At 46.2% G+C, this 12,979-nt stretch carries 12 protein-coding genes; 10 read left to right on the top strand and 2 right to left on the bottom strand.

Going from position 1 to position 12,979, the window contains the following annotated elements; genetic code table 11:
- The first annotated feature begins 6 nt into the window (after positions 1-6).
- From ACUN27_RS22120 to ACUN27_RS22105, 4 genes are all read left to right on the top strand, one after another.
- A complete protein-coding gene (locus ACUN27_RS22120) occupies positions 7-726 on the top strand; it encodes an ABC transporter ATP-binding protein (RefSeq protein ID WP_445559613.1) in 720 nt (239 codons plus the stop codon).
- Positions 723-1,901 (top strand): ABC transporter permease, encoded by a 1,179-nt coding sequence (locus ACUN27_RS22115; RefSeq protein ID WP_315949435.1) that lies wholly within the window; start codon positions 723-725, stop codon positions 1,899-1,901. Before ACUN27_RS22120 ends, ACUN27_RS22115 begins: the two co-directional genes overlap by 4 nt.
- A gap of 23 nt (positions 1,902-1,924) precedes the next feature.
- Entirely contained in the window at positions 1,925-4,090 is a 2,166-nt protein-coding gene (locus ACUN27_RS22110) for a hypothetical protein (RefSeq protein ID WP_445559612.1), read from the top strand.
- 1,046 nt (positions 4,091-5,136) lie between these two features.
- Positions 5,137-5,715 (top strand): nitroreductase family protein, encoded by a 579-nt coding sequence (locus ACUN27_RS22105; protein ID WP_445559611.1) that lies wholly within the window; start codon positions 5,137-5,139, stop codon positions 5,713-5,715.
- A gap of 44 nt (positions 5,716-5,759) precedes the next feature.
- Here the strand turns inward: ACUN27_RS22105 and ACUN27_RS22100 are convergent, their stop codons facing one another.
- Entirely contained in the window at positions 5,760-6,329 is a 570-nt protein-coding gene (locus ACUN27_RS22100; protein WP_315949440.1) for a beta-class carbonic anhydrase, read from the bottom strand.
- A gap of 50 nt (positions 6,330-6,379) precedes the next feature.
- Positions 6,380-6,703: an iron-sulfur cluster biosynthesis family protein gene (locus ACUN27_RS22095; protein WP_315949442.1), complete on the bottom strand. Its 324-nt coding sequence runs from the start codon at positions 6,701-6,703 to the stop codon at positions 6,380-6,382.
- Between the two features lie 154 nt (positions 6,704-6,857).
- Between ACUN27_RS22095 and ACUN27_RS22090 the strand changes: the two genes are divergently transcribed.
- The 6 genes from ACUN27_RS22090 to cotE all read left to right on the top strand — a co-directional run bounded on the left by ACUN27_RS22090 (position 6,858) and on the right by cotE (position 12,906).
- Positions 6,858-8,378 carry a carboxypeptidase M32 gene (locus ACUN27_RS22090; protein WP_315949445.1) on the top strand — a complete coding sequence of 507 codons (1,521 nt, stop codon included), beginning with the start codon at positions 6,858-6,860 and terminating at the stop codon, positions 8,376-8,378.
- A gap of 150 nt (positions 8,379-8,528) precedes the next feature.
- The gene (locus ACUN27_RS22085) at positions 8,529-9,542 is read left to right on the top strand and encodes an ABC transporter substrate-binding protein (protein WP_445559610.1); all 1,014 of its coding nucleotides are present in this window, start codon (positions 8,529-8,531) and stop codon (positions 9,540-9,542) included.
- 44 nt (positions 9,543-9,586) lie between these two features.
- Positions 9,587-10,357 carry an ABC transporter ATP-binding protein gene (locus tag ACUN27_RS22080; RefSeq protein WP_315949449.1) on the top strand — a complete coding sequence of 257 codons (771 nt, stop codon included), beginning with the start codon at positions 9,587-9,589 and terminating at the stop codon, positions 10,355-10,357.
- Entirely contained in the window at positions 10,354-11,196 is an 843-nt protein-coding gene (locus tag ACUN27_RS22075) for an ABC transporter permease (RefSeq protein ID WP_315949450.1), read from the top strand. Before ACUN27_RS22080 ends, ACUN27_RS22075 begins: the two co-directional genes overlap by 4 nt.
- Before the next feature lie 69 nt (positions 11,197-11,265).
- Positions 11,266-12,225: an aromatic acid exporter family protein gene (locus tag ACUN27_RS22070; RefSeq protein ID WP_315949452.1), complete on the top strand. Its 960-nt coding sequence runs from the start codon at positions 11,266-11,268 to the stop codon at positions 12,223-12,225.
- Positions 12,226-12,339: 114 nt separating this feature from the next.
- A complete protein-coding gene (gene cotE, locus ACUN27_RS22065) occupies positions 12,340-12,906 on the top strand; it encodes an outer spore coat protein CotE (protein WP_315949453.1) in 567 nt (188 codons plus the stop codon).
- Positions 12,907-12,979: the final 73 nt, after the last annotated feature.

Genomic DNA, 12,979 nt, shown 5'->3' with positions numbered 1-12,979 from the left:
TGCGGTATGAATATCATTGAACTAAAAGATATTGTCAAAACCTATAAACGCGGTTCAGAAGATCTACCTATCCTGCGCAGCATTTCGCTTACTGTTGAAGAAGGCGACTTCGTAGCCATCATCGGGCCCAGCGGATCCGGTAAATCAACGCTTATGAATACCATTGGGCTCCTGGACGTTCCGACGTCGGGGAGCTATATCCTGGACGGTGTCGTAACCGAACGGATGAGTGATAATGAGCTCGCAGCGCTTCGTAATCAAAAGATCGGCTTTATTTTTCAACAATTTAACCTATTGCCCCGTTTATCCGCAATGGAAAATGTGGAGCTTCCGATGATTTATGCTGGAATTCCAAGAAAAGAACGGCGGGAGCGGGCGCATGAAATGCTCAAAATGCTCGGCATGGGCGAGCGGGGCCATCATAAGCCCAGCGAGTTATCCGGTGGTCAACAACAACGTGTGGCGATCGCCCGAGCTCTTGCGATTTCGCCATCTCTGATCTTGGCGGATGAACCGACAGGAGCATTGGATTCCCGAACGGGGGAAGAAGTTCTGGAGTTAATTTTGCAGCTGAATGCGCAGGGAAATACCATTGTTCTGATTACTCATGATCATCATATTGCCGATAATGCCAAGCGCGTCGTTGCTCTTCGTGACGGCGTCATCATTGATGACTACCGGAATAACGCTAACAAAAGCGATGTAAAGCAAGAGGTGAGCGTATGAAGGTAAATGAACTGCTCAGGATGTCGCTGCAGACGATTGTCTCAAGTCCGCTGCGTACCTTTCTGACGATGCTGGGGGTTATTATCGGAGTTAGCTCTGTCGTGACGCTAGTGTCCATCGGGCAAGGAACTTCGGAACAAATCGCCAAGCAGTATGAAAATATGGGGACGAACCTTCTCGTTGTTACAGCGACAGGAAACGGTCGTGCGACGCAATTGGATTACAATGAACTGATGAATTTCGAGAATTTTGAAGAGTTCAAATCCATTGCGCCTACAATGACGAAAAATGGCTCCAACATTAAATATGACCGAACGCAAGAAAAGTACAACGTACTTGGAACCAATGATCGATACTTGGACATTATTAAAGCGAAAGTCGATAAGGGTCGTAACTTATCGCCGACGGATCTCGAGTTTCGCTCCAATGTAGCGATTTTGGGGAGCGAAGTGGCAAAGACATTTTTTGGCACTTTGGATCCGGTTGGAGAGGAGATCAATATCGATGGCGCTGTATTCAGTGTTATCGGAACCCTCGAAGCCAAAGGCTCTAATATTGGAGGAGCCTCGGTAGACAGCTCTATCATTGTGCCACTGGAATCGGCAAGACGTGTATTCAAGCTGGGGCAAATTCGTACGACTTACGTCGAAGCACCAACCAAAGAAGATATTTACAAAGCTCAAGAAACGATGAAGCAATATTTAACTTATAAATTCAAAAGCGATACGGGCTTCGTGCTAACGAATCAGGATGAGCTGCTCAAGGCACGGACTGAAGCAACGAACACACTTACGAATCAATTAGTAGCTGTTGCTCTTATTTCCTTGCTCGTCGGCGGTATCGGAATTATGAACATTATGTTGGTGACGGTCAGTGAACGGACGCGAGAAATCGGGATTCGTAAATCCATTGGTGCTAAAAGGCGCAATATTTTGCTCCAATTTCTTGTCGAAGCCGTCGTCATCAGCGGACTTGGCGGACTTATCGGGCTTGGTTTAGGGGTCGGTTTATCCTACGCACTGCCCTATTTCAGCCCGAAACAAACGACTAGCCTTTCCTTTGATATTAGTTTATACGCCTTTTTATTTTCCGTATTGGTCGGTGTTATCTTCGGTTTATATCCGGCTAACAAAGCATCCAAACTGCGTCCGATTGACGCCTTACGATCTGATTGATGAACGAAAGAGGAGGACTACCTGTGAAGCAACATCTTAAAATGAAACGCTTGCTTAGCCGCTCAGCACTTATGCTAACGGCTGCAAGCTTCCTGACACTACCTCTGGCCACATCGGCTTTCGCTGGCAAGGAAGGCGTCTTCCTGAGCGACTCCGTCTACTTTACATTAGACAAGGTTTCCTTGTCCTCAGGAGCGGACGACGGTTCCCTTCGTTTCTCTCTGGGGCTGAACAATAACAGCGCTTCGCCCGTGGATTTTAACAACTATGGTGTTAAAGTGATGGATACGAATGGAGTATCTTATACCGCTAAACTGAGTGAGAAAGTAAACGGCCGTGTGCAAGCGGGGGAGACGGGGACTTTCAAATTCAGTTCCGAGATACCAGCGAATTTGACACCTGGTCAACTGAAAGTTGATATCTTCGAGTGGAACTACAATACGATGCACGATATCGGGGCTTTATCCGTAGAAGCTGCCATGGATGAAGCAGGGCAAACCGTGGTGCAGCAAACCGTCATCAACCTTCAGGAGGTAGATACTACCTTCGCGGATGATGCGCTAGTGACCGCTCAGCTTGGCAATAGCTACAGAGTTTACAAAGACGGTGCCTGGTTGGTTTATACAGATTTGACGTTGGAAAATTTAAGCAACACGACCCTTAAGCTGCCGGATGCGCTTGAACTTAATTTGCAAGATGCCAAGGGATTGACTTACGTTGCTCAGTTTATCTCGGGATCAGGTCAAACCTTGCTGCCGCAGCAGCCTGTTAAAACAACCATTCAAACAGCAGTTCCGGCATCCCTGGATGCGAACGGGCTATCCCTGCTTTTCTCGCCAAAAGGCAAAGTGAAAACAACGGTGCTCGGGTCACTAAATGTAGCGAAATCATTCGTGGTTGGTAAGATCGGCGACTCCTCCCAATACCCGGACGCAGATTTAGAGGGGCTTCATATCAATACAACGTGGGCAGCGGCTAGCAGACAATCAGATGGGCTGCATCTCCAAGCGAATGTTACCCTAACGAACAAAAGTGATGGCATCGTAACGATTCCTAACTTGTCTGCTTCTTTTCAAGCACTTCGCGGCAGTGTAGCGGTTACGTCTTCAGATAATGCTGTTCGGACGTCCTACTTATCGCCAAATGAATCGACGACCTTCCGCTTCTCCGGTATTTTGCCTGCAGGCCTGAGCACAGACGCTTTGCAGCTGGTCGTTTCAGAGAAACAAGGTACGTCGAATAACAACACGCAAACGAACACGGGAACGAGTACAGATACGGGTACTGGTACAGGTTCTTCCGATACAGGAAATACAACGAATACCGGTAATTCCGGTAATAGCAAAACAGCGTCGCTGCCGGTTTCAATCACGACACTGGCGGGAGCTGGACAAGGCGGAGAGGACTCCTCTTATACCGCTGCGGAAGATTACACACTCGGTACACCATTCAAGCTGACGTCGAATACGCTCATTGACTCGAATATTGATGTATCGCTTGTAGAGCTTGGAATGAGCGAGAATACGGACTTCGGCTTCAAAACCATCGTTGCCAAATATAAACTGACGAATAAAGGTACGACATCATTAAATCTACCGGATTTCCAAACCGATCTGACTAACGTTGAAGGCTATACTTACTCGGGGGCTCGACAATCTACGGTTGCGAAGACGATCGCTCCGAACACCAGTTATGTGTTGAACTACTCCTATATGGTGCCTGGTACAGAAACGGCAGATAAGTTGGCGCTTAACTTATATGATGCCAATCGTTTAGCGATTGGCTCCTACAAAACAGCTGTTCAACCAGTACCAACAACCGGTGCCGTATCCTTGTATCCGTTTAGTATTGCAATTAACGATTACAGGGTCAGCGCAACGTATAGTAAAGATCAATCTTACGCATACCGTCTGCGCTTGGATTTGGATGTGAAACGTCAAGAGCAGGTCATCACGGACGCTAACTTCTCATCCCTCGTCTTCGAGGTTGTCGATTCCGAAGACCGCCTGTTAAGCACCAAGACCATGAGCTTCGTAGGCCAGGACAAAATTATGTCCGGCATTCAGTTTATCGATTTCGGTTCAATTAAATCCGAACAACTAAACACGAATGTTAAAATTAACCTTTACGAGGTGGTTACTACACCGAACGGTGATGCAAAACGTTTGGTGAAGACGTTGATTATGTAAGGTTCATGCAGGTGCTCATCCCTTGGGGATGGGCACTTTTTTTGGTAGATAAGAAAGTATAAGTTTTATACTTTTGCTTCGTATCTGCCTTGACAAACGCGTCCGTCCTAAAAGGACGACGAAACCGTTTATCCTTGAGGAGTAAGCTTAGGCTTACCCTTATTTATTTGTGTTGAGCACTCCACGAAATTTGCTGCTATTGCTTGAGCGGTCTCCCCGGCAAGCGGAACTAGAGGGCGCTATTTCTGCGAAATAGGCTCTTTTTCGTGTGGAGGGGAACTCAGGGCCGCTAATTGTCCGTTTTCATAAAGAAAACGGGATTAGGCGGTCAAATAAGGCCCTGTAGTTCCGCTTGAACATTGAAACGAGGCTGAATTTGTTAGAATAGCAGCCTGCAGTTCCTCAAGGGTGTATCGTAGACCAACTTACCGCTAGCTATGAGGTACTCCCTCCGCCAAATGTCTCAGTAACGCTAAGTTGTAAGCGGTGTTGGGGGTTCACCACCTCAAAAATTCGCTCCAACCGTGCTCTTAACAAGCTAAACGACGGAGGAGAAGTTAGCTTCTCCAATGCTTCCTTTCCCCCAGCACCAGCAAGGGAGCTAGGAGTCCGGGCACTACTTATCATTGGATGAAATCCAATAAAAGGATGAATTTGGCGACCGTTTAGCTCATCTCATTGGACAAAATCCATGGGGAGCTGTAAATGTAGTAGTATTTTGAGAGCTTTTAATAGAGCTCATTGGATTTCGTCCAATATAAAGCGAAGTTTGGTTAACAGAAGAGTCATCTCATTGGATTTTATCCAACATGATCCAATAACAGCTTCCAAACCCGGATGTCCCTTCGAAGAAACGTTAGTTTAATTGCAATCAAATGGAAGAGAATGGCATGAAAAGATTGACAGGTACATATCCATTTGCGAAAATGAGAATGATTATCATGATCGTTTACGTGAAATGCGTAGTCGAATAGAACTTATATTTGTATGTTGATGTAATTTGTATGCTGAAGTAATAGTCTAACCAAACTGGAGGCACACGCACGATGAATATTATGCAAAATGAGAAATTAGGCGCAATCAGCGAACTGATTAAAGACAGACGTTCTGTCCGCGCATTTAAAAGCGATCCCATCGACACGGACCTCATAACTGAGCTGCTGAACGTAGCGGTATGGGCACCAACACATGGTCTAAGGGAGCCTTGGAGGTTCATTTTATACAAAGGCGAGGCGCGTAAGCCGCTTGCTGAAGCCATGATCCGCACCTACACGGCGGAGGAGAAAGAAAGGCTAGCAGCACAGAAATTGGACTACTTCATGCAGATCCCGGCTCATCTCGTTGTCGTCATGAACGAAGATCCGAGGCAGAAACAGTGGGAAGAAGATTTCGCATGCGTTTGCTGCCTGATTCAGAACTTTCAACTGGCTGCCTGGGAAGTGGGGGTTGGCGTTGTATGGAAAACGAATCCATTTATTCACAGTCCTAACTTCCGCGAGGCGGTAGGCGTTAAGCCAGGAGAGAAAATAGTAGGCTTGCTGCATATCGGTTACCCGGAGCAAGTACCGGCCGTGAGACCGCGGACCGATGCTAGAGAGAAACTGATTATTAAAGAGTCGGTATAGAAAACAAAAACCTCACGGTTTTCCGTGAGGTTTTGTTATTGTGCTTATTCAACATCCTGATAGCCATCTTTGATTAAATCCAGTCTTCCCGTTTGCGGGTCAATAATTAGCCCGTGAACCGGTAAGTTTTTGGGAAGCAGCGGATGATTGCGAATAATATTTACGCTTTTCTCGATCCCTTCTCGGGCATGGTCAAAACCTGTCAACCAGCCTGACAAATCGATACCGGAATGGCCGAGTGTTGAGATGACATCATCGGAAATACCGCGTTTTTTGGCGCTTGCGATCACCTTGTCCGAGTTCAGACCCGTCATCCCGCAGTCGTAATGGCCAATCACGAATACTTCATCTGCATCGAGCTCATAAACAGCTACAATGATACTGCGCATAATACTGCCAAATGGGTGGGAGACAATGGCTCCGGCATTTTTGATAATTTTGGCATCACCGTTGTGCAAATTCATCGCCTTAGGCAATAATTCGACTAAACGCGTATCCATACATGTTAGAACAACCATTTTTTTGTCTGGAAACTTCGTAGTCAGAAATTCTTTGTACTCCTCTTTTGCAACAAATTGTTCATTGTAATTCAAAATTTCGCTAATCAAAGACATGGTTTCTCCTCCAGGTAAGTAATTGTGCTGCTTATACGTCCCATGCAGCTTTATCTTTTGTCGACCAAGCTCATACTCGCATTGTAAATCTGATTATTACTCTTCAGTATATAGGATTTATTTCCTTCAGAAAAGTCAATTTTCATATTCGATTCATAAAAAATTTCATCCTTGCTGTTATAAATCAGCTTAAGAGCATTGGTTTCGGCAGTTAAATCCTGTTGAGTTTCTTCGGAAACCAACCAGAGCGTCGGCACGCCGTTAACGGAACAACCGCATCCTTCTGTATCAAAAACAAGCTTCAACAGGGCGTCACCTTGGCCCATATATGGGGTTAATCGCTCAATTGCTGAATCGGTAAATGTAATTTTCATGGATGTTATCTCCTCACTATGTTGTTTGACAATGACTCTAACTAGCATTAAAAATAATGGCTAGTCATCATTTTACCACAAGATCAATAAATTTGATTCTGTGGAAAGGACGAAGTATGATGAAAATAGAAATTGATGGGAGGAGATTTGAAGCATGAGTGTGCAAACTGCCACAGCCAAGCTAGAATCGTTCAAAGCCTATGTTCGTAAAATGAAGCAATACGAGGAGGCCATCGCCCTAATTTATTGGGATATGCGGACTGGCGCCCCGAAAAAAGGGATTGGAACACGCTCTGAAGTAGTCGGAGAGCTCTCCACCGAAGTATTCCGCATGTCCACGTCCGATGAAATGGGCGAATACGTTGCTTTTTTCACGCAGCCTGCTGAACTTGAACAGCTTGATGCCATTTCGAGAAAAATGGTTGAAGAGTGCAAAAAAGAATATGATCGCTCCAAAAAGATACCTGCTGAGAAGTATCAAGCCTATGTCGTGCTGACGTCTCAAGCCGAATCTGCTTGGGAAGATGCCAAACACAATTCGGATTGGGATTCCTTCCAGCCGTATTTGGAGAAAATTGTGGCAACAACCCAAGAGTTTATTGAACTATGGGGATATGAAGGTCATAAATATAACACGCTCCTCGATATGTACGAACCTGGCATGACGGTTGAGAAGCTGGATGAAGTCTTCGGAGCTCTACGCGAAAAAGCGGTTCCCTTGCTGCAGCGTATCCAGGCGTCGCCGAATCAGCCGGATCGTTCTTTCCTGGATCAACAATTTGAGATCAGCAAACAGAAACAATTTTCGCTATCGATTTTGAAGCAAATGCAGTACGATTTCGAAGCTGGCCGGTTGGACGAGACCGTGCATCCGTTCGCGACGGCGCTGAATCCAGGAGATGTGCGGATTACAACGCGCTATTTGCCTAATGATATTACCTCCGCATTATTCGGAACGATTCATGAAGGCGGACATGCGCTGTATGAGCAGAACATTTCCGACGATTTGGTAGGCACTAACTTGTGCACCGGAACATCCATGGGCATTCACGAGTCACAGTCCCGTTTCTGGGAAAATGTGATTGGCCGCAGCAAAGCGTTCTGGGACAGATACTATGGTGAACTGCAAACGACGTTCTCTCCGCAGATCGATCAAGTGGATGTCGATACTTTTTATAAGGCGATTAACCACATTGAACCATCGCTGATCCGTATTGAAGCGGATGAACTGACGTACAACTTACATATTATGATTCGTTATGAGCTGGAAAAAGGGCTGTTTAACGGAACCATCTCGGTAGCGGATCTGCCTGCGGCATGGAATGCCAAATATGAAGAGTATTTGGGCGTAACCCCGGCAAATGATGGCGAAGGCGTGCTGCAAGACGTGCATTGGTCAGGCGGAGCGTTCGGGTACTTCCCATCTTACGCGCTCGGCAACATGTATGCTGCACAATTTACGCAAACCTTGCGTAAAGAGCTGCCGGCATTCGAAAGCCTGATCGCCGAAGGCAATCTGGCGCCGATTAAGGAATGGCTCACAGAAAAAGTATATAAGCACGGAAAACTGCTGACGCCAAACGAAATTATTCGCCAAGTAACGGGCGAAGAGTTGAATCCAGAGTACTTGGTTCAGTATTTGGAGGAAAAGTATAAGTCGGTATACGGCATTTAAAACCATAAGAGCAGCATCCTTCGGCAGTGACCACTGTCTTGGGGTGCTGTTTTTTTGTGCTGCAACAAACAATTTAGCCAAAAGTTGCCATTAACCGTCTTCTGGGCTCCTGCATAGGATAGATTACTACTTTTATCGGAGGGACGTCGTATGAAGATTCGGAAAAAATGGGGAGCTGCTTTAACCGTGGTCTTGCTGCTCAGCAGCATCGTTTCGGCCTGCGGAACGAAAAGCACGGAAACAACCAAGGTTCGCATTGGTGAGGTAACGCGATCTTTATTTTATGCACCACAGTATGTGGCGCTGTCACAGGGCTTTTTCAAGGATGAGGGCCTTGATGTAGAGCTTACAACAACACCTGGCGGTGACAAAACCATGACGGCCTTGCTCTCTAATGCCATCGATGTGGCGCTGGTTGGCTCGGAAACGTCCATTTATGTGTCACAGCAAGGTTCAGATGATCCCGTTATTAATTTTGCTCAATTAACGCAAACGGACGGGACTTTCCTCGTGGCTCGCAAGAAAGTAGATCAGTTTGATTGGAATTCACTCAAAGGTTCTGTATTCCTCGGGCAAAGAAAAGGCGGAATGCCACAGATGGCAGGGGAGTTCACGCTCAAGAAACACAACATCGATCCTCAGAAAGATCTTCAGCTGATTCAAAACATCGATTTTGCGAACATCGCTTCAGCTTATTCATCGGGAACCGGGGAATATGTGCAGTTATTTGAACCGCAGGCATCGATTGTGGAGAAAGAAGGAAAAGGATTCGTGCTGGCTTCCTTTGGCGTCGAGAGCGGTCACCTGCCCTACACGGTATTCATGACCAAACAAAGTTTCATCAAGCAAAATCCGGGCACGGTTCAAAAGTTCACCAATGCAATCCAACGCGCACAGCTATGGGTTGCGGCGAAAAGTGTAGATGAAATCACGAATGCCGTTTTGCCTTATTTTAAAGACATCGATGTTGAAATTGTAAAAAGTGTCGTTAAACGTTACAAAGATCAAGGTTCATTTGCTACGGACGGCCTCGTCGATGAGCAGGAATGGAACAATTTGCTCGATGTCATGACTTCAGCAGGAGAACTGAAAGAAAAAGTGGCTTGGAAAACGCTAGTGAACAACACATTCGCAGAGAAAGCCAAATCGACCGTAAAACCTTAAGAAGCAAGTGGGAAGGCAATGAAGGGCGAGAGGGGAGTACGAACATGGATTCAGCTGTGACGGTTCAAAATGTAACTCAAGTTTATGTGACCGAAGAGAGGGCGACACTTGCTGTGCAGGGGATCGATTTTGCGATAGCGCGCGGCGAATTTGTGAGTCTCATCGGACCAAGCGGCTGCGGGAAGACGACTCTCTTGTCGATCATTGCCGGCCTTATTCGGCCAACTGTAGGCGCCGTGACGGTGGCTGGGAACGCGGTGAACGGTCCATCGACAAGGGTTGGTTACATGCTGCAGCAGGACTATCTGTTCCCTTGGCGGACGATTGAAGATAATGCCTGCATGGGCTTAGAGATTGCAGGTATGTTGACAAAAGAGAAGAAGCAAAGCGTGCTTCACTTGCTGGAAGAAATGGGGCTGTACAGCTTCAAGGATTATTATCCTTCGCAGCTTTCCGGGGGAATGCGCCAGCGTGTCGCATTGGTCCGCACACTCGCTACCGAGCCCGAGCTGCTGCTGCTGGATGAACCGTTTTCTGCACTCGACTACCAGACGAAGCTTCAGCTGGAAGATTTGGTGGTGGAAACGCTGCAAGCCAAGAAGAAAACTGCTCTCCTTGTAACACATGACATTTCTGAGGCCATTGCGATGAGCGACCGTATTATTGTCCTGGATCCTAACCCTGGGCGGATACGGCAAGAATTTCATATTCCAGACGATATTCGCACATCAGTGCCTTTTGAAGCAAGAGAATTGCCAGGGTTCCATGCACTCTTTCGATTGATTTGGCAGGAGTTTGGAGGGCATGACGCATGATAGAGAATCAACGCCACTCGGCTAAACATATAGCAAGAGAAGATTCACTTACCAAACAGGTTCACGAGCGGTTTGCTCAAGCAAAAAAGAGGGAAACAAAGCAGGTAAGACTTGTTCAACTGATCATTTTACTTGTGTTTTTTGCTCTGTGGGAAGTAGCGGCCCGGTTAAAATGGATTGATGTGCTCCTGTTCAGCTACCCAACGAAAGTATTTAAACTGCTCTGGGATAAACTGTTGGACGGGAGCCTGCTTCCTCATGTGGGTGTCACGGTTGTGGAGACAATCATAGGTTTTGTGCTGGGCACATTATTCGGCACCGCATTGGCTGTCATCATTTGGTGGTCTCCGTTTCTTTCCAGGGTGCTTGACCCCTATATCGTCGTTTTAAACAGTATGCCGAAGGTTGCATTAGGGCCTCTTTTTATCGTTGGATTGGGTCCAGGATTGCTTTCGATCATAGCCACTACTCTTTCGATTACTGTCATTATCACTACACTTGTGGTTTATGGCAGCTTTAAAGAGGTTGATCAGAATTACGTGAAAGTAGTGTCCTTATTCGGGGGTACGAAGAGAAAAGTATTCCAAAAAGTTATTTTACCCGCATCGTTTCCTGCGATTGTCTCGACTTTGAAAGTAAATGTAGGCTTAGCGTGGATCGGTGTCATTGTAGGGGAGTTTCTAGTCTCCCAAATGGGTCTCGGGTATTTAATCATATACGGCTTTCAGGTGTTTAATTTTACATTGGTGATCTCGACGTTGTTCGTTATTGCGATTGTAGCGACTTTCATGTATCAGATCGTATCCAATTTAGAAAAAAGATTGACAAAACATCGGTAATACTTGCCACTTTGTAATCAAAATGAAATAATGGAGCCCATAGTACAACCAGTAAAGAGGTGAAACGCTATGGGCTTTCGCGTGCTCAAAACGGCCATTGCGGTGGGTATAGCGATGTATCTTGCTCATCTATTCGGGATCAAAACGCCGGCTGCCGCAGGGCTGCTAGCTATTCTCGGAATAGAAGTAACGAAGAAAAAAGGAATAGAAAGCTCATTGCATCGCATAGCTTCCTCTATGCTCGCACTATTGATGGGCAGCTTGTTATTCAGGTTCTTGGGTTTTCATATTTGGGTCGTCGTTTTATTCATTCTGTTGGTATTCCCGGTCTTGCATCGCATGAGGATTTCAGAGGGAGCCGTGACCGGAGCCGTTGTTTTGCTTCATCTTTATGCGTACGAGGATGATGGCTGGGCAGCCGTATGGAACGAAATGATTTTACTGCTTATCGGATTAGGCGTTGCTACACTCATCAATATTGCTTATATGCCGAAGGCGGATAAAGCGATGGCGGCGCAGAAAAGAAGAGTAGAGGACTTATTTTCGATTATTTTTATGAATATGGCCAAGCATTTGCGGGATAATTCCATCGTTTGGGATGGGAAGGAGCTTTTGGAGGTCAGTGAACAAATTGATCTAGGTGCCGCGCTAGCCAAGCGCTCGTTAGATAATACGCTTATTTTCGGGGGAGAACCCTACTGGCGGGTTTATTTCTATATGAGGGGTGAGCAGCTGGAGTCGGTGAATCGGATGCTCGTTCTGGTCGCGCAGGTGTATCAGGCTTTACCGCAAGGAGAACTACTTGCAAAGATTCTTGAAGATATTAGCCAATCTGTGAAGGAAGACTATTATACAGGCGAAGCGGAGAAAGAATTGCAAGAGCTGGATGCCCGTTATAAACAGATGAGTCTGCCGGAAAGCCGTGAGGAATTCGAGGTCCGATCCGCGATTTTACTGCTAAACAGAGAGCTGAAGATCTATTTATCGATTGCCAAAAAGCAAAAAAAAAACCGCGCGGGGGCGGGTTGACTCTAACAGATATTCCTATTTTTAAACAGCAAAAATAATATAAAATAATTGTCACTCTAGACTACTGTCCTGCATACACTTGTAATGAATGATTGTATGGAGGAGGTTGAAAGGATGTCATTAGATAAAGATTTGCAAAGCAGAGAGATCATTACTAAAGCTGTCTGCGGTAAAGGTCGCAAATTTTCACATGTAAGTCATACCGTGACTCCGCCCTTTTCTCCGACCAGTATATTGGGCGCTTGGATTATTAATAACCAATTCGAGGCGATCCAATCTGGAGAGGGCGTAGAGGTAGTTGGTACTTATGATATCAACATCTGGTATTCTTACGATCGCAACACGAAAACAGACGTAGCAAAAGAAACCGTTTCTTATGTAGAAGTCGTCGGACTAAGCTATCTGGACAAAAAACATAAGCCAACGACAGCTGAAGTATCTGCTGTCGCAACGCAAGAGCCAAACTGTGTGGAAGCCAGTATCGCTACAAGCGGCGACAGCGTAGTGATTCGGGTTGAGCGCGAGTTCCAAGTCGAGCTCATCGCCGAAACGAAAGTGTTTGTCATTGTGAGCCCGTATGGTCCGGGAGATTTCGACGACAAACATGTGGACTTCGATGATAGCGGCGATGGAGATTTCGAGGATCTCGATGCCGAACTTCTTGAGGATGATCTGGATTAATGAACCCTATACGCCAGTGTATGCTGGCGTTGCAGGTTCGGCAGAGGGCATTTGCCCTCTTTTTTGTTTTATA

It is taken from the genome of Paenibacillus sp. WC2504 (assembly GCF_052682475.1).
Note: the sequence above shows the minus strand (reverse complement) of the source record. Positions and strands in the feature narration are given on the sequence as shown.

What these genes read in the sequence shown, in the direction of transcription:
- ACUN27_RS22120 (WP_445559613.1), top strand. Translation starts at nt 7, where the DNA reads ATGAATATCATTGAACTAAAAGATATTGTCAAAACCTATAAACGCGGT.
- ACUN27_RS22115 (WP_315949435.1), top strand. Translation starts at nt 723, where the DNA reads ATGAAGGTAAATGAACTGCTCAGGATGTCGCTGCAGACGATTGTCTCA.
- ACUN27_RS22105 (WP_445559611.1), top strand. Translation starts at nt 5,137, where the DNA reads ATGAATATTATGCAAAATGAGAAATTAGGCGCAATCAGCGAACTGATT.
- ACUN27_RS22100 (WP_315949440.1), bottom strand. Translation starts at nt 6,329, where the DNA reads ATGTCTTTGATTAGCGAAATTTTGAATTACAATGAACAATTTGTTGCA.
- ACUN27_RS22095 (WP_315949442.1), bottom strand. Translation starts at nt 6,703, where the DNA reads ATGAAAATTACATTTACCGATTCAGCAATTGAGCGATTAACCCCATAT.
- ACUN27_RS22090 (WP_315949445.1), top strand. Translation starts at nt 6,858, where the DNA reads ATGAGTGTGCAAACTGCCACAGCCAAGCTAGAATCGTTCAAAGCCTAT.
- ACUN27_RS22085 (WP_445559610.1), top strand. Translation starts at nt 8,529, where the DNA reads ATGAAGATTCGGAAAAAATGGGGAGCTGCTTTAACCGTGGTCTTGCTG.
- ACUN27_RS22080 (WP_315949449.1), top strand. Translation starts at nt 9,587, where the DNA reads ATGGATTCAGCTGTGACGGTTCAAAATGTAACTCAAGTTTATGTGACC.
- ACUN27_RS22075 (WP_315949450.1), top strand. Translation starts at nt 10,354, where the DNA reads ATGATAGAGAATCAACGCCACTCGGCTAAACATATAGCAAGAGAAGAT.
- ACUN27_RS22070 (WP_315949452.1), top strand. Translation starts at nt 11,266, where the DNA reads ATGGGCTTTCGCGTGCTCAAAACGGCCATTGCGGTGGGTATAGCGATG.
- cotE (WP_315949453.1), top strand. Translation starts at nt 12,340, where the DNA reads ATGTCATTAGATAAAGATTTGCAAAGCAGAGAGATCATTACTAAAGCT.